The 22,247-nt window shown below is 66.4% G+C and carries 21 protein-coding genes and 1 tRNA gene; 13 read left to right on the top strand and 9 right to left on the bottom strand.

Features of this window, described 5'->3' with window-relative positions:
• Nucleotides 1-37 precede the first annotated feature (37 nt).
• Nucleotides 38-2,632: a nitrate reductase gene (locus SB4_RS15255; RefSeq protein ID WP_082670206.1), complete on the top strand. Its 2,595-nt coding sequence runs from the start codon at nucleotides 38-40 to the stop codon at nucleotides 2,630-2,632.
• Nucleotides 2,625-3,422: a uroporphyrinogen-III C-methyltransferase gene (cobA, locus tag SB4_RS15250; RefSeq protein ID WP_420893898.1), complete on the top strand. Its 798-nt coding sequence runs from the start codon at nucleotides 2,625-2,627 to the stop codon at nucleotides 3,420-3,422. The genes SB4_RS15255 and cobA overlap by 8 nt, the downstream gene beginning before the upstream one ends.
• Before the next feature lie 49 nt (nucleotides 3,423-3,471).
• Here the strand turns inward: cobA and SB4_RS15245 are convergent, their stop codons facing one another.
• From SB4_RS15245 to SB4_RS15230, 4 genes are all read right to left on the bottom strand, one after another.
• Nucleotides 3,472-6,474 carry a TonB-dependent receptor plug domain-containing protein gene (locus SB4_RS15245; protein WP_058753248.1) on the bottom strand — a complete coding sequence of 1,001 codons (3,003 nt, stop codon included), beginning with the start codon at nucleotides 6,472-6,474 and terminating at the stop codon, nucleotides 3,472-3,474.
• Between the two features lie 575 nt (nucleotides 6,475-7,049).
• Nucleotides 7,050-7,134, bottom strand: a tRNA-Leu gene (locus SB4_RS15240).
• A gap of 57 nt (nucleotides 7,135-7,191) precedes the next feature.
• A complete protein-coding gene (locus SB4_RS15235) occupies nucleotides 7,192-7,410 on the bottom strand; it encodes a hypothetical protein (protein ID WP_058753247.1) in 219 nt (72 codons plus the stop codon).
• 77 nt (nucleotides 7,411-7,487) lie between these two features.
• Complete coding sequence (locus SB4_RS15230) at nucleotides 7,488-9,002, bottom strand: YifB family Mg chelatase-like AAA ATPase (protein ID WP_058753246.1); 1,515 nt, start codon at nucleotides 9,000-9,002, stop codon at nucleotides 7,488-7,490.
• 196 nt (nucleotides 9,003-9,198) lie between these two features.
• On the opposite strand from SB4_RS15230, the gene rpmH reads away from it, so the two are divergent.
• The 6 genes from rpmH to SB4_RS15200 all read left to right on the top strand — a co-directional run bounded on the left by rpmH (nucleotide 9,199) and on the right by SB4_RS15200 (nucleotide 13,159).
• The gene (rpmH, locus tag SB4_RS15225) at nucleotides 9,199-9,333 is read left to right on the top strand and encodes a 50S ribosomal protein L34 (RefSeq protein WP_007404632.1); all 135 of its coding nucleotides are present in this window, start codon (nucleotides 9,199-9,201) and stop codon (nucleotides 9,331-9,333) included.
• A 59-nt stretch (nucleotides 9,334-9,392) separates the two neighbouring features.
• Nucleotides 9,393-9,794: a ribonuclease P protein component gene (gene rnpA / locus SB4_RS15220; protein ID WP_058753245.1), complete on the top strand. Its 402-nt coding sequence runs from the start codon at nucleotides 9,393-9,395 to the stop codon at nucleotides 9,792-9,794.
• Nucleotides 9,791-10,003: a membrane protein insertion efficiency factor YidD gene (gene yidD / locus SB4_RS15215; RefSeq protein ID WP_058718099.1), complete on the top strand. Its 213-nt coding sequence runs from the start codon at nucleotides 9,791-9,793 to the stop codon at nucleotides 10,001-10,003. The genes rnpA and yidD overlap by 4 nt, the downstream gene beginning before the upstream one ends.
• 18 nt (nucleotides 10,004-10,021) lie before the next feature.
• Nucleotides 10,022-11,719: a membrane protein insertase YidC gene (gene yidC / locus SB4_RS15210; protein ID WP_058753244.1), complete on the top strand. Its 1,698-nt coding sequence runs from the start codon at nucleotides 10,022-10,024 to the stop codon at nucleotides 11,717-11,719.
• Entirely contained in the window at nucleotides 11,716-12,390 is a 675-nt protein-coding gene (gene yihA / locus SB4_RS15205; protein ID WP_058753243.1) for a ribosome biogenesis GTP-binding protein YihA/YsxC, read from the top strand. Before yidC ends, yihA begins: the two co-directional genes overlap by 4 nt.
• A 106-nt stretch (nucleotides 12,391-12,496) precedes the next feature.
• Nucleotides 12,497-13,159 (top strand): glutathione S-transferase, encoded by a 663-nt coding sequence (locus tag SB4_RS15200; RefSeq protein ID WP_058753242.1) that lies wholly within the window; start codon nucleotides 12,497-12,499, stop codon nucleotides 13,157-13,159.
• Between the two features lie 48 nt (nucleotides 13,160-13,207).
• Here SB4_RS15200 and SB4_RS20075 read toward each other — a convergent pair whose 3' ends face one another.
• Nucleotides 13,208-13,378 carry a hypothetical protein gene (locus SB4_RS20075; protein ID WP_156477643.1) on the bottom strand — a complete coding sequence of 57 codons (171 nt, stop codon included), beginning with the start codon at nucleotides 13,376-13,378 and terminating at the stop codon, nucleotides 13,208-13,210.
• Between the two features lie 110 nt (nucleotides 13,379-13,488).
• Here SB4_RS20075 and dapE point away from each other — a divergent pair, with 110 nt between their 5' ends.
• Nucleotides 13,489-14,604 carry a succinyl-diaminopimelate desuccinylase gene (dapE, locus tag SB4_RS15195; protein WP_058753251.1) on the top strand — a complete coding sequence of 372 codons (1,116 nt, stop codon included), beginning with the start codon at nucleotides 13,489-13,491 and terminating at the stop codon, nucleotides 14,602-14,604.
• Here dapE and SB4_RS15190 read toward each other — a convergent pair.
• Genes SB4_RS15190 through SB4_RS15180 form a run of 3 tightly spaced genes read right to left on the bottom strand, consistent with a single transcriptional unit; the run spans nucleotide 14,582 to nucleotide 17,164 of the window.
• Nucleotides 14,582-15,109, bottom strand: a complete 528-nt coding sequence (locus tag SB4_RS15190; protein WP_058753241.1) for a Smr/MutS family protein — start codon at nucleotides 15,107-15,109, stop codon at nucleotides 14,582-14,584. The two genes, dapE and SB4_RS15190, sit on opposite strands and share 23 nt — an antisense overlap.
• A gap of 25 nt (nucleotides 15,110-15,134) precedes the next feature.
• On the bottom strand, nucleotides 15,135-16,487 hold the full coding sequence (gene mltA, locus SB4_RS15185; RefSeq protein ID WP_082670204.1) for a murein transglycosylase A: 1,353 nt from the start codon (nucleotides 16,485-16,487) through the stop codon (nucleotides 15,135-15,137).
• Between the two features lie 26 nt (nucleotides 16,488-16,513).
• Nucleotides 16,514-17,164: a Tim44/TimA family putative adaptor protein gene (locus SB4_RS15180; protein ID WP_153006255.1), complete on the bottom strand. Its 651-nt coding sequence runs from the start codon at nucleotides 17,162-17,164 to the stop codon at nucleotides 16,514-16,516.
• Between the two features lie 193 nt (nucleotides 17,165-17,357).
• Here SB4_RS15180 and secB point away from each other — a divergent pair, with 193 nt between their 5' ends.
• From secB to SB4_RS19730, 4 genes are read left to right on the top strand one after another with little or no spacing between them, the layout of a single operon-like run.
• Nucleotides 17,358-17,873 (top strand): protein-export chaperone SecB, encoded by a 516-nt coding sequence (gene secB, locus SB4_RS15175; protein ID WP_058753239.1) that lies wholly within the window; start codon nucleotides 17,358-17,360, stop codon nucleotides 17,871-17,873.
• Nucleotides 17,874-17,886: 13 nt separating this feature from the next.
• Nucleotides 17,887-19,464, top strand: coding sequence for a murein biosynthesis integral membrane protein MurJ (gene murJ / locus SB4_RS15170; RefSeq protein ID WP_058753238.1), 1,578 nt, complete (start codon nucleotides 17,887-17,889; stop codon nucleotides 19,462-19,464).
• An 8-nt stretch (nucleotides 19,465-19,472) separates the two neighbouring features.
• Nucleotides 19,473-20,480 (top strand): tryptophan--tRNA ligase, encoded by a 1,008-nt coding sequence (gene trpS, locus SB4_RS15165; protein WP_058753237.1) that lies wholly within the window; start codon nucleotides 19,473-19,475, stop codon nucleotides 20,478-20,480.
• 38 nt (nucleotides 20,481-20,518) lie between these two features.
• Nucleotides 20,519-21,067 carry a P-loop NTPase family protein gene (locus SB4_RS19730; protein WP_153006254.1) on the top strand — a complete coding sequence of 183 codons (549 nt, stop codon included), beginning with the start codon at nucleotides 20,519-20,521 and terminating at the stop codon, nucleotides 21,065-21,067.
• Nucleotides 21,068-21,142: 75 nt separating this feature from the next.
• Here SB4_RS19730 and dnaA read toward each other — a convergent pair.
• On the bottom strand, nucleotides 21,143-22,247 hold a 1,105-nt coding region (gene dnaA / locus SB4_RS15160; RefSeq protein WP_058753236.1), incomplete at its 5' end, for a chromosomal replication initiator protein DnaA.

Here is a 22,247-nt window from a genome sequence, read left to right as displayed (position 1 = left end):
CCACCCCAACCCCTCCCCCGAAGGGGAGGGGCAAAATATGATCCGTACCACCTGCGCCTATTGCGGTGTCGGCTGCGGCATCCGTGCGACCGTCACCGGCGAGCGGACGGTCAAGATCGAAGGCGACCCAGACCACCCCGCCAATCGCGGCAGGCTCTGTTCCAAGGGTACGCATCTCGGCGAGACGGTCAGCCTCGACGGCCGCCTGCTCATGCCGATGATAGGCAAGCGTCGCGCCACGTGGGATAAGGCGCTGGACCTGGTGGCCAAGCGCTTCCGCGACACCATCGCACAGCATGGCCCCGACAGTGTCGCCTTCTACGTCTCCGGCCAGTTGCTGACCGAGGATTATTATGTCGCCAACAAGCTGATGAAGGGCTTCATCGGCTCGGCGAACATCGACACCAATTCGCGCCTCTGCATGTCGAGCGCCGTTGCGGGTCATAGCCGCGCGTTCGGCGAGGACATCGTGCCCGCCAGCTACGACGATATCGACGCCGCCGACCTGATCGTCTTGGTCGGCAGCAACACCGCTTGGTGCCACCCGATCGTCTATCAGCGTATCCGTGCCAGATGCGATGCAGGCGCAAAGCTGGTCGTCATCGACCCCCGCCGAACCGAGACGGCGGAACAGGCCGACCTTCACCTCGCCATCCGCCCGGGCAGCGACGTGGCGCTGATGAACGGTGCACTCGCCTGGGCGCAAGCGGCGGGCATGGTGGATAAGGACTTCCTCGCCGCATCGGTCACGGTCCCTGAGGGTTTCTGGACCGCGCTGGACGAGGGCAGCGATCTCTGGTCGGTCGCCAGGACCTGTGACGTGGCCCCCGCCGACCTTCGCCGCTTCTACGAACTCTTCGCCGCCACCCCGCGCACCGTCACGCTGTTCAGCCAGGGGATCAACCAGTCGACCGCAGGCACCGATCAGGTGAACGCGATCCTGAACCTCCATCTCGCGACCGGCCGGATCGGCAAGCCGGGCGCCGCCCCCTTCTCGATCACCGGACAGCCCAATGCGATGGGCGGGCGCGAAGTGGGTGGCCTTGCCTCGACGCTGGCGGCGCATATGGACTTCGCGCCCGACAATCGTGCCAGGGTGCAGCGTTTCTGGGCCTCCCCCACCATCGCGCCCAAGCCGGGGTTGAAGGCGGTCGACCTGTTCCGCGAGCTGGGCCAGGGCCGGATCAAGGCGCTGTGGATCATGGCGACCAACCCCGCCGTCTCGATGCCCGATGCGGGTGCGGTGCGCGAGGCACTGGCCGCCTGCCCCTTCGTCGTGGTCAGCGATGTGATGGCCGAGACCGACAGCTCGACCCACGCCCATGTCCGCTTGCCCGCCGCCGCCTGGGGCGAGAAGGACGGGACCGTCACCAATTCCGACCGCACGATCAGCCGCCAGCGCGCGCTCTTTGCGCTGCCCGGCGAGACCAGGCCCGACTGGTGGATCATCAAGGAGGTGGGCCGCCGCATGGGCTGGAAAACCGCCTTCGCCTATGATCGCCCGGCCGAAATCTGGCGCGAACATTGTCGCCTGTCGACCTATGAGAATGAGGGCCAGCGTCTCTTCGCCCTTCCCGCGCGATCAAGCCACGGCAATGCCGATTATGACGCGATGGCGCCCTTCCGCTGGGGCGGCACCCCCTTTGCCGATGGCCGTTTCCCGACGCCCGATGGCCGCGCCCGCCTGATCCCCGTAATGCAGAAGCCGATCCCCGAGCCTTTGCGCGACTGGCCGATGACGCTCAACACCGGGCGCTACCGCGATCACTGGCACAGCATGACCCGCACCGGCCTCGCCCCCAAGCTGGCGCGCCACCGCGAGGAACCGCTGGTCGAGCTTCATGCCGACGACGCGGCTCGGCTGGGCCTGACCGATGGCGGGCTGGCGCGCGTTACGACACCGAAGGGGGAGAGCCTCTACCGTGTGGCGGTCAGCGCAGGGCAACGGCCGGGCGAGCTGTTCGTGCCCATCCACTGGACGGACAAGACGGCGACCGGCGGGCGAACCGGCCTGCTTCCCCGGCCGCTGACTGACCCTTATTCGGGCCAGCCCGGCTTCAAGCGCACCCCCGCCAACATCGCCGCCGTCGCCACGCGCTGGCACGGCTTCGCCATCCTGTCGGGCGAGGCCATGGCCACCCCTGACTGCCTCTGGGCGACACGAGTGGCCATTCCCGGCGGCTGGCTATGGGAAGTGGCGGGCGACGGCGATCCCGGAACGCTCGACGCGCTTCTCCCCCGGGGACAGCGGATCGAGGCGACCGACCCCGCCCGCGGATCGCGCCGCATCGCAGTGATCGCCGAGGATCGCCTGGCCGCCGTGCTGTTTGTGACCGAGCGCGGCGAACTTCCGTCGCGCGACTGGCTGATCGCCCAGTTGAGCGCCACCGAGATCGCCCCCACCATCCTCGCCGGGCGAGCGCCTGGTGCTGTGGTCGAACGCGGCGCGATCGTCTGCGCCTGTTTGGACATCGGCGTGCGCACCATCGTCACCGCGATCCGCGACCAGCATCTGACGGACGTCGCCGCGATCGGCGCGGCGCTGGGCGCAGGCACCAATTGCGGATCGTGCCGCCCCGCCCTTGCCCGTCTGCTTGCCGAAACACAGGAGCCTGCCCATGCGCATGGATGATTTTGCCGCCGGTTCGGTGTGGCTGGTCGGCGCAGGGCCGGGTGATCCCGACCTGCTTACCCGCAAGGCCGAGCGGCTGATCGCGGCGGCCGATATCGTCTTCTACGACGCGCTGGTCGGCCCCGATATCCTGGCGATGATCCCCGCAGGCGTCGAGCGCTCGAGCGTCGGCAAGCGATCCGGCCGCCATTCGAAAGACCAGGGCACGATCGACGAACTCATCGTCACCGCGGCGCGATCGGGTGCCCGCGTCGTTCGCCTGAAGGGCGGCGACCCGTCGATCTTCGGCCGCTCGACCGAAGAGATCGATGCCTGCCGCGCTGCCGGGATCACCGTGCGGATATGTCCCGGCATCACGGCCGCGAGCGCGGCGGCGGCCTCCGGCATGATTTCGCTAACGCTGCGCGGCCTGTCCCGTCGCCTGACCCTGGTCACCGCGCATCTTCGCGAGGGCGAGCCGCTGTCGCTGGACTGGTCTGCGCTGGCCGCGCCCGACGCGACGCTTGCCGTCTATATGGGCCGCGCCGCCGCGCCGGAAATCGCGCGTCAACTGGTCGCCGCCGGAATGCCCCCGGCCACGCCGGTCATGGTCGCGGTCAATGTCTCGTTACCGTCCGAGAGGCTGATTACCGGCCGCCTGGACGCGCTCGGCTTCCTGACCCGCACCATCGGCGAGAAAGATCCCGCATTGCTTTTGATCGGCGAAGCTGTCGGGGGCTCGGCTGGCCGTGATCAAGCGGCCCGACGGGCCAAGCATGACGACAAGGTTTCGTGTCCTACGACGGCGTAAAGAGGATCGGGTCCCACTGGTGACGGTGGGACCCGATCGATAGACAATCTTACATCTTGACCCGCGCGCCGACGAACATGAAGCGGCCCACCGCCGTCGTCGGATAGATGGTCTGGCCCACATCGGGCATCTGGTCGAACAGGTTGCTGACGCCGCCATAGAATTGGAAGCGCTCGGTCGCGTCGACGCTGGCATAGATGTTATGCACCCAGCGCGGCTTGATGAAGTAATATTGCGCCGCCACGAAGTCGGGATTGCTGCCCGAGGTTTCGCGGGTGTAGCGCAACGTCTTGTCGAACCACTGCAGACCATAGTTCAGGGTCAACACGCCCTTGGCCCAGGACAGGTTCGACGTCACCTGATATTTGGGCGCGCTCGAAAAAGCCGTTCCGCGATAATCGGTCACGGGTGCGCCCGGCACGCCGATGAACAGCAGCTTGTCGAGATAGTTGCCGTTCACCTGCAGGTTGAACAGACCCATATTGGCGGTCGGCAGACGCCAGTTCAGGTTCAGATCCAGACCTGCCGTCTGGAACGAAGCGACATTCTGCGGCGCCACGTTGAACCCGATGACGTTGCCCGCCTGGACGGTGCCCGTACCGGCGCCGTTCTGCCGCGTGATCGCGCCGCAGAACTGGTTGTTCAGCGTGGGCGAGTCGACGCACAGCTGGGCCAGCTGGATTGGCGTGACCGTGTTGATCGCGTTCTTCAGCCGGATGTCATACCAGTCGGCCGACAGCGTGAGGCCGGGGATGAAGCGCGGTGCCAGCACGAGGCCCGCGGTCCAGGTATTGGCCTCTTCCTGACGGAGCAGCGGATTGCCGCCCGACGTGCCGGAAACGTTAAACGACCGCGTGTCGTTATAGGTCGCCGGGTTCGCCCCCAGACCCTGCAGCAGGGTGCGGCAGTTGGCGGCACGGTACTGGGTGCCGTTGCCCGTGTTCGCCGGAATGCAGGGATCTTCGGTAAAGAAGGCAAAGGTCTGCGACCGGCCGCCGAACAGCTCGCTGATATTGGGCGCGCGGATGGCGACCGAATAAGTGCCCCGGAAGGTGATGTCGCGGATCGGCGAGTACATGCCGTCGACCTTCCACGTCGTGGCACGGCCGATGGTCGAGTAATCCGACACGCGGATAGCTGCGCCCAGTTCCAGGTCATGCGCAAAGCGCATGTTCTTGGCGATCGGTGCGTTCAGTTCCGCAAAGACCTCCTTCACGTCGAACGATCCGCGCGTCGCGCTGAGCGCGTTGGTGAAGGTCAGGCCCTGCTGCTCGATCGGATCGGGCGTGAAGCTGCTGATCTCCTTGCGATATTCGGCACCAAAGGCATAAGCGAGCGGACCGCCGGGCAGCGAGAAGAACTTCTCGAAATCGCCGCTGACCGAGGCGGAGACGACATGCTGCTCGATCCGCGACCGGTCCGTGGTCGGTGCCAGGATGAAGGCGATGCCCGACGGATCGGACAGGCCCGCGCCCAGGATGTTGATCGGACGGCACTGACCCGGCTGGAACGTGGTGCGCGGCAGGACTTTACGCCCGCTCGAATAGGGCTGGTTCGGGGTCCAGTTGGGATCGAGATTGGCGCGGCAGGTGATCTGCCCCGTCGCAGGATCGCGCACCGCGTCCAGCGCGGCGAAGAAGCGGTCCGAATAGATGTCGTTGGTGTACTGGCTGCGCACATCGGTACGGCCGAAGACATAGGACACTTCGTAATGCGTCTTGTCTTCCAGGTCGCCGCGCAGGCCGATGACCGTGCGATAGGTATCGCGCTTGATGTTCTCGCCGCGCTGACCGTTGCCGTTCATGCCCAGGTCGAAATTGTCGCGGCTGACCAGCACGCCGCCGATCGTCGGGTCGATCGCCGAACGGATATTGGCGGGCAGATAGGGGTTATCGCCCTGGATCAACAGATTGTAGTCGAAGGTCGGCTGCGCCAGCGAGAACGACTTGGTCGTCGCGTATTTCGCTTCGCCGAACAGGGTCACGGTATCGCTGATATCGTAATGACCCAGGAAATTCGCGATATGCCGTTCGATGCTCGGCTGAAGATCGTTCAGATAGCGCGCCACCGGCGTGCTCGACCCGCCCACCGAATAGCCGCCGGGATAGGCCACGCCGTTGTCATAGACCGCACCGGTGCCGGTGAAATCGGGCACGCCGTCGCCATCGACATCGACCGCGCCTTCGGGCGAGCTGCCATAGTAGCGCGCATCGGTGATCGGCACGCGCGCAGGCACGGTGCCGTTCGGGTTCCGGGTAAAGACCGGCAAGTTGTACTGGCCGAACTGCGGGCGCTGCTTGGCCTGCAGCCGGTCGTCCATCGAATATTGATAGGCGAGCGCGACGTTGCCGCGACCGTCCGCGAAGTTGCGACCGCCGGTGACCGCGACCAGCCGCTGGCCCGAATCCCCGCGATCCGAAATACCCGCCTGGCCCCGAACGGTCAGTCCGTCGAAATTCTGCTTCAGGCGGAAATTGACGACACCCGAAACACCGTCCGCGCCGTAAACCGCCGACGCGCCGCCGGTCAGGATGTCGACGCCCTCGATCAGGTCGGTCGGAATGGTGTTGATGTCGACCGCCTGCTCGCCCGGAATACCCGAGACGTGGCGACGTCCGTCGACCAGGGTCAGCGTACGCTGACGCCCCAAATTGCGCAGGTCGAGCGTGTTCAGGCCGGTCTCACCAATCCCTGCGCGATCGCCCGAGTTGTTGGACGAACCGCCCGAGCCGACCAATGCCGGATAGGCACGAAGGAAGTCGGTGACGTTGGTCGTGCCCTGCGCCTCGAACGTCTTGGCGTCGAGCGTGACGATCGGGCTGGGCGTCGAGAAATCCTGACGACGGATGCGCGAACCGGTGACGACCACGTCACCCGACTGTCCGGCATTGCTGCTATCCTCGACCGCGCCGGGCTGCGAGTCCTGGCCGGGCACATTGCCATCGGCCGGGGTCGTCGCAGGCGCCGTCTGCTGCGCCTGTGCCGCACCGGTGAGACTGAAAACCGCAATGGCGATGGCGGCAACGCCATGCGCGAATGACATCCGCGTCATGTTAACTCCCTGATGATCTTGGTTTATGTATGCCTCAAAATGCTTTGAGGCCGGAATGGCAACCATGCTGACGCTAAAAAGGTCATAATTGCCACTCATCGTGTCTTTTCAGTCACAATGCACATGGAGCGCAGCCATGGGCTGCGAATTTTCGTTCTGAAGGCATCTCCGCGCCCCTGCCTCCTGCCTGCCGTCTCGGCGCCTGTTGGCAGCTGGATTCCTCGATTTTGACCAGGTCGCCTGCCCGATCTCGGCGATCCCGCCAGCCCTGCTGCTCGCAGCGTCAGGAGCGGAGAATCGCAAGGATCGAGGCCAGCCACATGGACCTCACCAGGAGGATGAGGCGGCCGAGGCAGAAAGGATCACGAAGACCGGCATCACCACGGCAGAATAAAATTTTTATATCGATATGGAGACGAGCGTTGAGGCAGCCTTGGTCTGCCCATACTGCTACGCAGTTCGTCGCGCCCGGTCGTTCGACATGGCACTGATCGACCGCCTTCCCCTCCCTGTCGGCGGATGATCTGGCCGTGCGATGCCTTACGAAAAGCGCGGTGCCGGGTTTTGACCGGAAGTGGTGCCCCTGGCCGGACTCGAACCAGCATGCCTTGCGGCGTTCGATTTTGAGTCGAATGCGTCTACCAATTTCGCCACAGGGGCAGCGAAGAGGCGCTGCTAGACGAGGGTGACGGCCTGCGCAAGCGGGGATTGTTCGGATCACGGACAATCATGGGTCGCAACGCAGACGATGATCAAGAGCAGGTTTAGCATCACGAAGGCCATTCCCACCAGGTAAAACGGCAGAATCAGCCACTTGGTGCTTCGCCGCCACGGCAGCATCCGCAGACCGACAATGCCCGGCAGAAAGGCCAGCGCGACCAGGCTGTAAATGACAGCCGGCCCGCGCAGCCCCAGGGCCACGGGGTCGAGCGACAATATCACCGACCAAAAAAGCGGCGGTCCTCCCACCATTAACAGGAGCGGACTGACCCAGCGGACAAAGGCTCGCACCCTCAGTTCACCGGTGGTCGCTGTCGATAGCTCAGCGCCTCGGCCACGTGGATGCGCCCGACCTCCTCCGCCCCTGCCAGGTCGGCGACGGTCCGTGCGACGCGCAGCACGCGGGTGTACCCCCGTGCGGTCAGGCGCATCCGCTCCGCCGCTTCGGCCAGCAGCGCGCGGCCCGCCTCGTCGGGTGTCGCCCAGCGTTCGAGGAGTGCGCCATCCGCCTCCGCATTGGTGCGCACCGTCACCGGCGCATCGCGATAACGCTCGGTCTGGCGCGTCCGGGCGGCCGCGACCCGTGCCGCGACCACCGCCGAGGATTCGGCCGCGGCGGGGGCGAACAGGTCGATAGCGCGGACCGGCTGGACCTCCACGGACAAGTCGATCCGGTCGAGCAACGGCCCGGAAATCTTCGCCTGATAATCCGCCGCACAGCGCGGCGCACGCGCGCAGGCCAGCGCCGCATCGCCGAGGTGACCACAGCGGCACGGGTTCATCGCCGCGACCAGTTGCACCCGCGCCGGAAAGGTCACATGCGCATTGGCGCGCGCGATGCTGACCGTGCCGGTCTCCAGCGGCTGGCGCAGCGAATCGAGTACCGCGCGCTGAAACTCGGGCAATTCGTCGAGGAACAGGACGCCGAGATGCGCGAGGCTGACCTCACCCGGCTTCGCCTTCAGCCCGCCCCCGGTCAGCGCCGCCATCGACGCCGAATGATGAGGCGCACGGAACGGCCGCGTTCGGGTGAGCCGCCCCCCGGCCAACGTGCCCGCCACCGACTGGACCATCGAGACTTCCAGCGCCTCGACCGCATCGAGCGGCGGCAAAATTCCGGGGAGGCAGGCCGCCATCAGCGACTTGCCCGATCCCGGCGGGCCGCTCATCAACAGATTGTGCCCGCCAGCGGCCGCGATCTCCAGCGCGCGCCGGGCGTTCTCCTGGCCCTTGACCTGCGACAGGTCGGGACCGGGTGCGCCATCCTCGACCACGCCGCCTTCGGGCAAGGGCAGGACCGTGTGGCCCTTCAGGTGATTGATGAGCGACAACAAATCGGGCGCGGCGATCACCGAACCGCCGCCCGCCCAGCTGGCCTCGGCCCCTTGCGCGGCGGGACAGATCAGCCCCTTGTCGAGCGCCCCGGCATGGATCGCCGCCAGCAGCACGCCCGGCGACGGTCCGATCCGTCCGTCGAGCGCCAGTTCGCCCACCACCACATGATCGGCGAGCAGTTCGGCATCGACCACCCCCATCGCCGCCAACAGCGCCAGCGCGATCGGCAGGTCGAAATGCGATCCTTCCTTGGGCAGGTCGGCGGGCGACAGATTCACCGCGATCCGCTTGGGTGGCAGCGCCAGACCCATGGCGGCGATGGCGGCGCGCACCCGTTCCCGGCTCTCGCCCACCGCCTTGTCGGCCAGCCCGACCAGGTTGAAGGCGGGCAGCCCGGCGATCAACTGCACCTGAACTTCGACGGCACGCGCCTCCAGCCCCAGATAGGCCACTGTCGAGACGATGGTCGCCATAGATTCCCCCTGTACGGGCTCTCCCCTGCCCGCTTATGCTTCCTGCAAAGGATGGCGTCGCCCCGCAAGAGCCGAATGGCCGTTCGTCGGTTGCGTTCACATGATTGACTTGAAAGCCCGCTTTGCGTAAGCGGCATGCCACCAAGGCCGTCCTCGTGGCGGCCGTTTTTATTCAGACGTATCCAAGGAATGAACGATGAAGCGGACCTTTCAGCCCAGCAACCTGGTGCGCGCTCGCCGTCACGGCTTCCGTGCGCGGATGGCGACCCCGGGCGGCCGTGCGGTGATCCGGGCGCGTCGCGCGCGCGGTCGCAAGAAGCTGTCGGCGTAATCACGACGCTGACCCGCCGCCGCGATTTCCTCGCGGCCAATGGCGGGCGACGTGTGGCGATGCCCGGCTTCGTGCTGCAGGTGCGCCCACGTGACGACGGTGAGCCGACGATTCGCGTGGGCTTCACCGTCACCAAGAAGATCGGAAACGCGGTCGTTCGCAACCGGATGAAACGCCGGTTGCGGGCGCTCGCGCGCGATCTTTTGCCGGTGAAGGGCGTTGCGGGCGCCGACCATGTCCTGATCGGACGGCAAGGCGGGATCGAGCGCGACTATGCCGCGCTCACCGCCGAGCTGTCCAAGGCGCTCGCCCGCGCGGCCTCCCCCGAAACCGCCCCCCATGACAAACCACGCGAACCGCGCGTGCATCATGGACGGGGCAAGGGCAGAGGGCCCCGGGGCGGCGCGCATCGCGGGCCCGAATCACCCAAGGAATCGATACAGGAGCCGGGGCGGCCGTGATCGCCCGGCTCCTGATTCTGCTCGCGCGGGGCTGGCAGCTGGGCCCCTCGCTGATCCTGCCGCCCACTTGTCGCTACCAACCCTCCTGTTCGGCCTATGCAATACAGGCCATTGGCCGCTATGGCGCGGTCAAAGGGGGCTGGTTGGCGCTCAAGCGCATTGCGCGGTGCCATCCCTGGGGCGGGCACGGACCCGACCCGGTCCCCTGACACTAACGGGGTTTCCACGTGAACCAAGACCGCAAGAATTTCGTCGTGTTCGCGGTGATCGCGGCGCTGATCCTGTTCGGATGGCCGCTCATCCAGAGCAAGTTCTTTCCGAGCAACCCGCCCGCGACCAAGATCGTCGATGGCAAGCAGGTGCCGGTGACGAACCCGGCCGCCAATCCGACCGCGACGACGCCCACCGCGATTCGCGACCGCAAGGTCGTGCTGGCCGAAACGCCGCGCGTGGCGATCGACACGCCGCGCCTGAAGGGTTCGATCAACCTGAAGGGCGCGCGGATCGATGATCTCGTCCTGCTCGACTATAAGCAGACGGTCGACAAGAATTCGCCGCCGATCCGCCTGTTGTCGCCGGCGGGTGCCGAGGGTGCCTATTTTGCAGGCTTTGGCTGGCGCACCGACGGGCTGAACCCGCCTGCCGCCGATGCCGTCTGGACCGCCAGCGCGCCGGTGCTGCGCCCCGGCCAGCCGGTCACGCTGACCGCCGCCAACGCCACCGGCCAGCAGTTCCGTATCACCCTGTCGGTCGACAAGGATTACATGTTCACCGTCCAGCAGACGGTGGCCAACGGTGGCAATGCGGCCGTGCCGGTCGCGGCTTACGGCTATGTCAATCGTGGCATCTCGGCCGATCCCGACACTTGGACGATCCATGTCGGTCCGATGTCGGTCAATAACGGGTCGGCCAATTATGGTCCGAACTGGAAGGACCTGGACAAGGCCCCGACCCGCTTCACCACCACCGGCGGCTGGTTGGGCTTCACCGACAAATATTGGCTGGCGACGCTAATCCCCGATCAGGCGAAGGCGTTCGACGGCCAGTTCCGCGCGGGTGCGGGCCAGACCTATCAGGCCGACTATACGCTCCAGCCGCAAACGCTGGCGCCGGGCAAGCAGGTGACCCAGACCACGCGCTTCTTTGCGGGTGCCAAGGAAGTGGCGCTGCTCGATCGCTATACCGACAAGGAAGGCGCGACGAAGCTCGATTACGCGCTGGACTGGGGTTATCTGCGCGTCATCGAAAAGCCGATCTTCTACTATCTCGACTGGCTGTTCCGCATGGTCGGCAACTTCGGTGTCGCGATCATTCTGCTGACCGTCACCATCCGGGCGCTGATGTTCCCGATCGCGCAGCGCCAGTTCGCCTCGATGGCGGCGATGCGCGCGGTGCAGCCCAAGATGAAGGCGCTGCAGGAGCGCTATAAGGACGACAAGGTCCGCATGCAGCAGGAGGTCATGGCCCTCTACAAGCAGGAGAAGGTCAATCCGCTGGCGGGCTGTCTGCCGACCCTGATCCAGATTCCGATCTTCTATTCGCTCTACAAGGTGCTGATGCTGACGATCGAAATGCGGCACCAGCCCTTCGTCCTGTGGATCAAGGACCTGTCCGCGCCCGACCCGTTGACCCCGGTCAACCTGTTCGGCCTGCTGCCCTTCGTCCCGCCGCACTTCATCGCGATCGGCGTGGTGCCGATCCTGTTGGGCATCTCGATGTACTTCCAGTTCAAGATGAACCCGCAGCCGATGGATGATGCACAGAAGCAGGTCTTCGCGATCCTGCCCTGGGTGCTGATGTTCGTGATGGCCCCGTTCGCGGTCGGCCTGCAGGTCTACTGGATCACGACCAACTGCATCTCGATCCTGCAGCAGCGCCTGCTCTATGCCCGCCATCCGGGCCTGAAGCAGCCGGTCGCCAAGTGAGCGAGCTTCCCACCCCTGCCCCCTCCGAGGAGTCGAAAGGCTTTTCGGAGGAGCTGGTCGAGTCGGCGCGCAAGCTGTTCGCCGGGCCGGTCACCTTCCTGAAGTCCGCGCCCGCGCTGAAATTCCTGCCCGATCCGATCGTCCCGGAAGTCGCGGTGGCGGGGCGCTCGAACGTCGGCAAGTCGTCGCTGCTGAACGCGATGACCAATCGCAACGGTCTGGCGCGCACGTCGAACACGCCCGGGCGGACGCAGGAGCTGAACTTCTTCGACGTCGGCACGCCGCTGACGCTGCGGCTGGTCGACATGCCGGGCTATGGCTTTGCCAAGGCGCCCAAGGACATGGTCAAGCAGTGGCGCTTCCTGGTGAACGACTTCCTGCGCGGGCGACAGGCGCTGAAGCGTGCGCTGGTGCTGATCGACTCGCGTCACGGCATCAAGGAAGTGGATCGTGAGATCCTGGAGATGCTCGACCGGGCGGCGGTCAGCTATCGCATCGTCCTGACCAAGGCGGACAAGGTGAAGGCGACCGAACTCGCCGCCGTGATCGAGCGCACCGAGGCGGAGGCGCGCAAGCGTGCGGCGGCCCATCCGGAAATCCTAGCCACCTCCAGCGAAGGCGGCATGGGCATTCCCGAACTGCGCGCGGCGGTGCTGGAAGCCATCGGCTGATCGCCACGTCCGTTTTTCCCGGATTATGAAAGGCCTGTCCGGTTCCCCGGGCGGGCCTTTTTTTGTTCGGTTGCGGCCGCCCGGCGGGGCCGTTACCCCTTGGTCCATGAAGCTCATCATCGGCAACAAGGCCTATTCCTCCTGGTCCCTACGCGGCTGGCTCGCCTGTCGGCAGTCGGGACTTTCGTTTGAGGAGGTGGTCGTGCCGCTCTACGATTCGGATTGGGACAAGCGCCGCGAGGGGGCGGAGTTCGCGCCGTCGTCGGGCAAGGTGCCGATCCTGTGGGACGGCGAGGCGGTCGTCTGGGACAGCCTGGCCATTATTGACTATCTGGCCGACAAGGTGGGGCGCGACCGTTTCTGGCCCGAGGATGATGCCGCACGCGCCATGGCCCGGTCGATGGCGGCGGAAATGCACTCCAGCTTCGTCGCGCTGCGCCGCAAGCACAGCATGAATATCCGGCAAATCTATCCCGCCCAAACCCCCGACGAGGACGTGATCGTGGACCTGAAGCGGATCATGGAGCTGTGGGCGCAGGCGCGCGCACGCTTTGGCGGCGGCGGCGACTTTCTGTTCGGAGCGTTCGGCGCGGTGGACATCATGTTCGCGCCGGTGGTGACGCGGATCGTAACCTATCAACTGCCCGTGGCGCGCTTCGCCGTGCCCTATATGGACGCGGTGCTGCGCCATCCGTTCATGCAGGACTGGATTGCTAGCGCGCAGGAAGAGGAATGGGTCATCGAGCGGTTCGAGCAGCCGGTCGAATAAACCTCCGGTCCGCCGGAGCGAACACTCTTGCCTCTCCCCCCGCCCGGCTCACCGCGCCGCCGGGGGCACTTCGTTCAGCGGCGCGCGCTGGTCGGCCGCCGGTTCGGCGACCCGCGAGGTGAAGGTATAGAGCAGCACCCCCGCAATCCCCAGTGCGATGACCAGCCACAGCAACAGCCGCTTGCCCGCCTTGTGGCCGTTGGGATCGGGGTCGTTCATCGTCTTGCTCCTGTTGCCTGGGGGCAGGAACGATGCCGGGGCGCATGGGGTCCGTGCATGCGGTAAATCCCATGATTGCCGATCGTCCGGCCGCTGCCTATGCGATGCCCATGACCGACGCCCTCGCCCTCGCCCAAGCCCTGATCCGTAGCGACAGCGTCACGCCTGCGCGTGGCTCCGTGTTCGACGTGCTGGAGGCGGCGCTGATGCCGCTGGGCTTTACCGTCGATCGCTTCACGGTCGGCGAGGAACCGGACGGCCCGGTCGAGAACCTGCTGGCGACACGCGGCGGGACGGGCACGCATCTGGCCTTTGCGGGCCATGTCGATGTCGTGCCCGCAGGCGACGGGTGGCAGGGCTCTCCCTTTTCGGGCGAGGTGCGCGACGGCCTGCTCTTCGGGCGAGGCGCGGTCGACATGAAGGGCGCGGTCGCCGCCTTCTTGGCCGCGATCCCAACCGATCCGACCATCCCGTTGTCGCTGATCATCACCGGCGACGAGGAAGGCCCCGCCATCTATGGCACCCGCGCGCTGATCGACCGGATGGCCGAGCTTGGGGTGGCTCCCGATCTGTGTCTGGTCGGTGAGCCCACCTCGGCGCACCGGCTGGGCGACATGATGAAGATCGGGCGGCGCGGCTCGGTCAATATCTGGATTACAGTGCCGGGGCGGCAGGGCCATGTCGCCTATCCGCACCTCGCGGACAATCCGATCACCCCCCTGGTCGCGATGCTGGCGGAGATCGAGGGCGTGACGCTCGACACCGGCAATGCCTGGTTCCAGCCGTCGAATATCGAGATCACCGACCTGCATGTCGGCAATCCGGCGACCAACGTCATCCCCGGATCGGCGCAGGCACGGCTGTCGATCCGCTTCAACGATCAGCAGAACGGCGAAGCACTGGTCGAACGGATCACCGCCATCGCGCGGGCCCACGCCCCCGCCGCGCAGGTGATGGGCCGCATCTCCGGTGAGGCGTTCCTGACCCAGCCCGGCCCCTTCTCCGCGATGATCGCCGATGCGATCCGCGCTGAGACCGGGATCGAGCCCGAACTATCCACCACCGGCGGCACGTCGGATGCCCGTTTCCTGTCGAAGCTATGCCCGACGGTCGAGTTCGGGCTGCTGAACGCGACCATGCACAAGGTCGACGAAGCGGTGGCGGTGGAGGACCTTTACGCTCTCACCCGCATTTATGCGGGCGTCATCGCTCGCGCGGGCGCCTGAAGACGATATAGAGCGCGCCCTGTCCGCCGTGGCGCGGGTGCGCATTACGGATCGCCGCGATCGCATCGGCATGGCGCGAGGAGCCCAGCCAGTCGCTGATTGCTGCGCGGATCGCACCGCGCGCATGAGGCCGCTCACTTTCCGGGCGCGGCGGCTTGCCGGTCACCAGCAACAGCACCCGGTCGCCGCGCGCGATGGCGCGGCCCAGCCCCTGGTCGAGCAGCGCATGGGCCGAGGCCAGCGTATGGCCGTGCAGATCGAGCGAGCTGTCGGGCATCACGCTGCCCCGCGACAGCCTTTTGTCCCAGCCGCCGTCGAGCGTCTCGCCCGGCCCCTTCTTCGGCGCGGACGGCAGCGGCGCGGGCTGGCGGAGCGGCGGTACACGGCCCTTCACCCGCACCTTGGGCGCGCCGGGCGTTTCCTGGAACACCGCCTCCATCGTGGGCGGCGGCGGTGCGGGTCGGGCGGGGACGACGGCGGCGCGTAAAGGACGCACCGTCTCCATCACCCGCGCCCAGAGCTGCGCTTCGTCAGCGTTGAGGGAACGCACCGACTGTCCCGACAGGAGCGGCAACCCCGGCGCGCGCCAGCGTCCCGACCGGCAGCAGCAGGAAGGCGGTGCCGCGCGCCGACATGCCGCCAGCGACGGCCCGCGCCGTATCGCCGGCGCCCCAGAAGGTGTCGAAGCGGTTGGAGCCCTTGATCGCGCCGCCGGTATCCTGCGCGACCCACAGACCGGTCGCATCCTGCCGGTCCATCGACAGGAAGACCGGCGCGCCCAGCGGCACGAATTTGGGGTCCGCCGCCACGCTGACCTGCCCGGTCACCGCATAGCCCATCGCCCCCTGCGGCGCACCGTTCAGCTCGCGGAAGAAGACGAAGCTCTTATTCTCGCGCATGATCGCGCGGCCTTCCTCGGGATGGTCGTGCAGCCAGGCGACGATCCCCTGCATCGAGGTCTGGCCCGGCCCCAGCAGCCCGCGCGCCTTCATCAGCGCGCCGATGCCGGTATAGTCGCGGCCGTTCTGCGTATCATAGCCGATCCGCATGATGCCGCCGTCGGGCAGCCGCAGACGCCCCGAACCCTGGATCTGCAGGAAGAACACTTCGACCGGGTCCGCCCCCCAGGCCAGGATCGGCGCCCGCCCCTCCAGCGATCCCTGCTCGATCGCGGTCCGGTCGTCATAAGGGACGAGGTTGGTGCCCTGCACCTTGCCGCGTATCTTCTTGCCCTTCAGGTCGGCCGTGAAGGCACCCAGATCGACATCGATCAGGTCGCGCGGCCGGGCATAGATCGGCACCTCATAGCCCGAGCGCCGCTCACGCGAGCCCGCAATTTCGGGCTCATAATAGCCGGTCGCGAGCGAACGGCCGTCGCCGACCTGCACCGCTTCGAAATAACGCGCGAAGAAATCGCGGGCACCCCCGCGCGGCACGATGGCGGCGGCTTGGCAGGCAGCCTGCCAGTCGGCCCCTTGCGTCAGGCCGCTGGCATCGGTGCGGCGCATCAGACCGGGGCAGGACAAGGCAAAGGCCGCCCGCGCGGCTTCCGCCTGATCCTCGGTCATCGGCAGCGAGGCGACCGGCGGTCCAGCGATGATGCCCGCCTGTGCCGCCGTGGCCGCGCCAGCCACCCCCACCACCGGCGTCGGGGGCAAGGGCGTTGCGGGGACGATGCGGACAGGGCCGTTCGGCACACGCGAAACGGTCGGGCCGACGGGTTGCGCGGCCGAATGGCCGGGACGTGGGCGCGGCTCCGGACGGGGCGCCTGGTTCCGCGGACCGGACGGATACTCTACAGCGCCCGGCGGAACGATCCGTCCCGCGCAAGCGGACAGACCGACCGAAAGCGCGACCATGGTCGCGATGCGATACCCCCTCATCGCGCGCACTCCCCCGTCAGACCGGCTCAAGCTTCGTCGGTGTCGACGAGCTTCCAGTTCGGATCGCCGCTCTTCAGCATCCGGGCGAAGGTCCAGACGTCGTGCGTCTCGACAGCATCGCTCAGCGAACCGGCAATGACATTGCCGTCTGCATCGCGCGTGACGGCGGCTATATCGGCATCGAAACGCACGGTGATGCGCGCCTCGCGGCCCTGCACTTGCGCGTCGACGATCTTGGCGCTGTCGACCCGGATCAGGCGGTTGTCGAGCGTCTGCCCGGCCTCACGCCGCTGCTCGATCGCCTCGGAGAACGCGGCCAGCACGTCGGCTTCGACCAGATCGGCCAGCATGTCCTCGTCACCCTTCCAAAAGGCTTCCAGCGTCATGCGATAGGCGCTCTGCGCACCGTTCAGGAACTGCGCCACGTCGAAGCCCGGCTCGCCCGCGATCACCGCGCGCAGGCCCTGTTCGGCCTGCGGGTCGATGTTGCGGTTCACCACTGGCGTCGCCGCCTGCGCGGGTTCGGGTGCACGCGGCAATGTGACAGGCAGCGGTCGATCGTCGGCGCTGCGCGCCAGCGGCTGTTGTTCATGACCGGTCCGCTTGCCCAGCACGCTGTAGAGCCTCAGCGCGAGGAAGAGCGCAACCATGGCGAGGAGGACGACGTAGAATAACAACACAAGCGCCTTTCACTATCAGGGCCGATATAGGCGCATGGCCGACCAAAGAAAACCCGGCCGCCCGGAACAGGTGGGCAAGGTTGAATCCGTATCGGCCCGCTGCTACGCGCAACGGCCATATGGCCGAACGCGCGGACCCGCCCTTTCGGTTCCCTATCCCCACTTGATCTCACGCAAGAAGGTATTGACGATGGACGAACAGGGTTTGCCGCAGGGCTTCGAGGCGCCGACCGCCGAGGGCGACGACACGGCCCCCACCGCCGGCATGATCTCGCAATATGTGAAGGATCTGTCGTTCGAGAATCCGAACGCGCCCGCCATCTATCAGGCGCAGACCGCACCCGGCATCGACGTGCAGTTCAACATCTCGGCCGTGCAGGTCGGTGAGGACGTCCACGAACTGACCCTGAAGATCGAGGTTCGCGCCGAGTCCGAGGGCAAGACCGCCTTCATCGTCGACCTCAGCTATGCCGGTCTCTTCGGCTTCCGCAATGTGCCGGTCGACCAGATCCAGCCCTTCATGCTGGGCGAAGCGCCGCGCCTGCTGTTCCCGTTCGCCCGCCGCGTGCTGGCCGATGCGGTCCGCGACGGCGGCTTCCCGCCGCTGATGCTGGAGCCGATCGACTTCGCGCAGCTGTACCTGCAGCAGGCCGAGGCGCAGGCGGGCACCGCCCAGCCGAACACCCCGGAAACCGGCCACGCCTGATCCCGGCTGACACATGAACCTGACCAAGGCACTGGGCTCGGTCGGCGGGCTGACTCTGGCCAGCCGGGTGCTTGGTCTGGTTCGCGACTCGCTGTTCTTCCGCTTCGTGGGCGCGAACTTCGCTTCCGACGCGTTCCAGATCGCGTTTCGCCTCCCCAACATGTTCCGCGCCCTCTTCGCGGAGGGCGCCTTTTCCGCCGCCTTCATCCCGATGTTCAACCGCAAGGTGGCCGAAGGGGACAAGGCGGCGGAGGGCTCGGGCCTGGCGCACGGCCTGGCCTTTGCCGAGAATGCGCTATCGGTCCTGCTGCCGGTGCTGATCGTCATGACCGCGCTGGTCGAACTGGCCGCCTGGCCGGTCACCTGGGTCCAGACCTTCGGTTACGGCAAGGGGACGCCTGCGCAGTTCGACTATATCGTCCTGCTCAACCGCCTGACCTTCCCCTATCTGCTGTTCATCAGCCTGGTGTCGCTGCTGGGCGGCATCCTCAATTCGCTGCATCGTTTCTGGGTGAATGCGGCCGCACCGATCCTGCTCAACCTGACGCTGATCGTCGCCGTGCTGTTCTTCCACACGCATGATCCGATGGCGACCGCCCGCAACCAGGCGATCGCGGTGACGGTGGCGGGCATCCTGCAGTTTGTCTGGCTGTGGTGGGCGTGCCGCCGGGCGGGCGTCCGGCTTCGGCTGAAGCGGCCGGTGATCAATGACGACGTGAAGCGGCTGATGAAGCTGATCCTGCCCGCCGCCGCCGGCGCGGGCGCGGTGCAGATCAACCTCGTCATCTCGACCGCCCTCGCCGCCCGTTTCCTGCCCGAGGGGTCGGTATCCTATATCTACGCCGCCGACCGGCTGAACCAGTTGCCGCTCGGGCTGATCGGCATCGGCCTCGGCACCGTCCTCCTGCCCACCGTCTCGCGTCTGCTGGGCGCGGGCAAGGAGGTCGAGGCGATGGAGACGCAGAACCGGGGCATGGAGCTGGCGCTGCTGCTCACCCTGCCCGCGACCGTCGCGCTGATCGTCTGCGGCCAGCCGATCGTCGCCGCGCTGTTCGAACATGGCAAGTTCACCGCGACCAACAGCTATTATACCGCACAGGCGCTCGCCGCCTTCTCGATCGGCCTGCCCAGCTATATCCTCGTGAAGGTGCTGACGCCCGGCTATTACGCACGCGCCGATACCCGGACGCCGGTGCGCTATGCGACCTGGTCGATGCTGGTCAATCTGGGGCTGAACCTGATCTTCATCTGGTGGCTGGGCCATATGGGGCCGCCGCTGGCGACCGCCATCGCCTCGACGGTCAATGTGGTGCTGCTCTATCGCACGCTGGCGCGGCGCGGGCATTTCGTGGCGGACGCGCAGTTGCGGCGGCGCAGCTGGCGGATGCTGCTCGCCGCCCTCCTGATGGGCGGGGCGATGGCGCTGCTCAACGCACGGTTCCAGCCCTATGTCACCGGCACCAACCTCGAGCGCTGGGGCGCGCTCATCGTGCTGGTCGCGACGGGGATGCTGGTCTATGCGGTCGCGACCTTCGTGACGGGCGCCTTCCGTCTCGGAGACATCAAGCGGCTCGTTCGCCGCAACAGTTGAGGACCATCATGCGCGTCGTTTCCGGCATTAAGCCCACAGGCAACCTTCATCTCGGCAATTATCTGGGTGCCGTGAAGCAGTGGGTGGCGATGCAGGACGACATCCAGGCCCGGGGCGGCGAGACGATGTACTTCATCGCCGACCTGCACGGCCTGACCGAATGGATCGCGCCCGAGGCGATGGCGGCCAACACCATCGAGATGACCGCGACGCTGATCGCGGCCGGAATCGACCCCGAACGCTCGATCCTGTTCAACCAGACCCGCGTGCCGGAGCATAGCGAGCTCGGCTGGCTGCTGAACAACGTCGCGCGCGTCGGCTGGCTGAACCGCATGACCCAGTTCAAGGACAAGGCTGGCAAGAACCGCGAGGGCGCCAGCGTCGGGTTGTACGATTACCCGGTGCTGATGGCCGCCGACGTGCTGCTCTACAATGCGACCCACGTCCCCGTCGGCGAGGACCAGAAGCAGCATCTGGAGCTGGCCCGCGACATCGCGACCAAGTTCAACAATGACTATGGCCGCGAGCTCTTCACCCTGCCCGAGCCGTTCATCAGCAAGGCGGCGCCGCGCATTATGAGCTTGCGCGACGGTGCGTCGAAGATGTCCAAGTCGAACCCGTCGGAAATGTCGCTGGTCAAGCTGATCGACAGTGATGACCAGATCGCCGAGAAGTTCCGCAAGGCCAAGACCGACGCGGACGTCCTGCCCGACACGATGGAGGGGCTGGAGGGCCGCGCCGAGGCGCGCAACCTGATCACCATCTATGCCGCGCTGGCCGACCGTGCGCCCGCCGATGTGCTGGCGCAATTCGCAGGCCAGGGCTTTGGCGCGTTCAAGCCCGAGCTGGCCGATCTGGCGGTCGCCACGCTGGGCCCGATCCGCGAGCGGCTGACCCGGTTGCTGGACGATCGCGGCGAGGTCGGGCGTATCCTGAAACGCGGGGCCGAGAAGGCGCGCGATCTCGCCGCGCCGCTGCTGCTCGATGTGCAGCGGACCATGGGTCTGCAAATCTGATGCCCCCCGGCCCCATCACTAAGGTCCCCACCCGGATCATGGTGATGGGGCCGCCGGGCAGCGGCAAGTCGACGCTGGCCCGGCAATTGGGTGAGCGGCTGGGACTGCCGGTCTGGCATACAGACATGTTCTTCCACGATCCGGGCTGGACTCCCCGTCCAACCGAAGCATTGATCGCCGATCTAACCGCCTTGGCTGCCAAGCCCGCATGGGTGATCGACGGCAATTGCGCCAATGCCCGCTACGGCTCTGGAATCGGCGATCGCCTGGCGCGGGCCGATCGGATTATTTGGCTCGATCTTCCGCGCCGTCTCACCATCCCCCGCGTTCTCTGGCGTATTGCGAAGTACCGCGGAGAAATCCGTCCAGACAGTGCCGAAGGATGCCCGGAACGGTTCGACTGGGGATTTCTGGTTCATTGCTGGCGCTGGCGTCGAACGGTGCGACCAAATATCGTTGGCGTGCTGACGGGGCTTGAGGACCGGGTTATCCGCTACGTCCGCTCACCCACGCCCGATCAGGTTGTTGACGATCTTGGCGGTGCGTCAGTCCATGGCCTTCGACTTCGCTCAGGCGGAACGGAGTAGGGAATCAGGCTTACCTCAACGGCCGTTCAGGCTGAGCGAAGTCGAAGCCCACGCCCCGAAATGCGCAAGAGAGCCTCAGCCCTCCAGTTCCTTCATCAGCACCCGGACCGCATTGTCGATATCGCGGTCGGTATCGCGCAATTCCTCGATCTTGCGCACCGCATAGATGACGGTCGAGTGATCGCGCCCGCCGAACTTGCGGCCGATCTCGGGCAGCGAGCGGGTGGTCAGGCGCTTGGCCAAATACATGGCGATCTGGCGCGGGCGGGCGATCGCGCGGGCCCGGCGGGCCGAGACCAGGTCGAGCGGCTTCAGCTCGAAATGGCGGCTGACCAGCTTCTGGATTTCATCGATGGTGATCCGCCGCTGTGCGCCGCGCAGCACCTCACCCAGCGTGGCGACGGCGAATTCCATGTCGATCTTGTCGCCGGTCAGTTGCGCATAGGCGACGACGCGGTTCAGCGCGCCCTCCAACTCGCGGATATTGCCGCGAATGCGCGAGGCCAGCAGGTCCAGCACATCCGTCGGCACCTGAATCTCGGGCAGATCGGCGACCTTGCGGTTCAGAATCGTCCGGCGCAGCGTCAGGTCGGGCGCCTTGATGTCGGCCACCAGCCCAGCACCCAGACGACCGATGATGCGCGGCTCCACGCCATCGAGCGACTGGGGCGAACGATCGGCCGAGATGACCAGCCGCTTGCCCGCACCGACCAGTTCGTTGACCGTGTGGAAGAATTCTTCCTGGGTCGAATCCTTGCCCGCGATGAACTGAAGATCGTCGATCAGCAGCAGATCGGCGGAGCGCAGCCGCGACTTGAAGCTGTGCGTATCGCGCGCGCGCATCGCGGCGACGAAATCGAACATGAACCGCTCGGCCGACATGCACAGCACGACCGCTTCGGGATGCGACTCGAGAAAGGCATGGGCGATGGCATGCATCAGGTGGGTCTTGCCCTGCCCAGTGCCGCCATGAAGGAACAACGGGCTAAAGCGCGGCGGGCCCGGCTCGGCCAGCGACAGTGCGGCGTTGAACGCGACGCGGTTCGACGAGTCGACCACGAAGCGATCGAAGGTCAGGCGCGGATCGAGCGGCGGCCGGTCGCTGGCCACGCGCAGCGCCGGTGCGGCGACCGGAGCGGCCTTGGCCGCGGCACGGGGGGCTGGGAGGGAGGGTGCCGGC

This window comes from Sphingomonas sanguinis (genome assembly GCF_001476905.1).
Classification (GTDB): Bacteria; Pseudomonadota; Alphaproteobacteria; order Sphingomonadales; family Sphingomonadaceae; genus Sphingomonas; species Sphingomonas sanguinis_B.
This window is presented reverse-complemented; position numbering and strand designations above follow the sequence as displayed.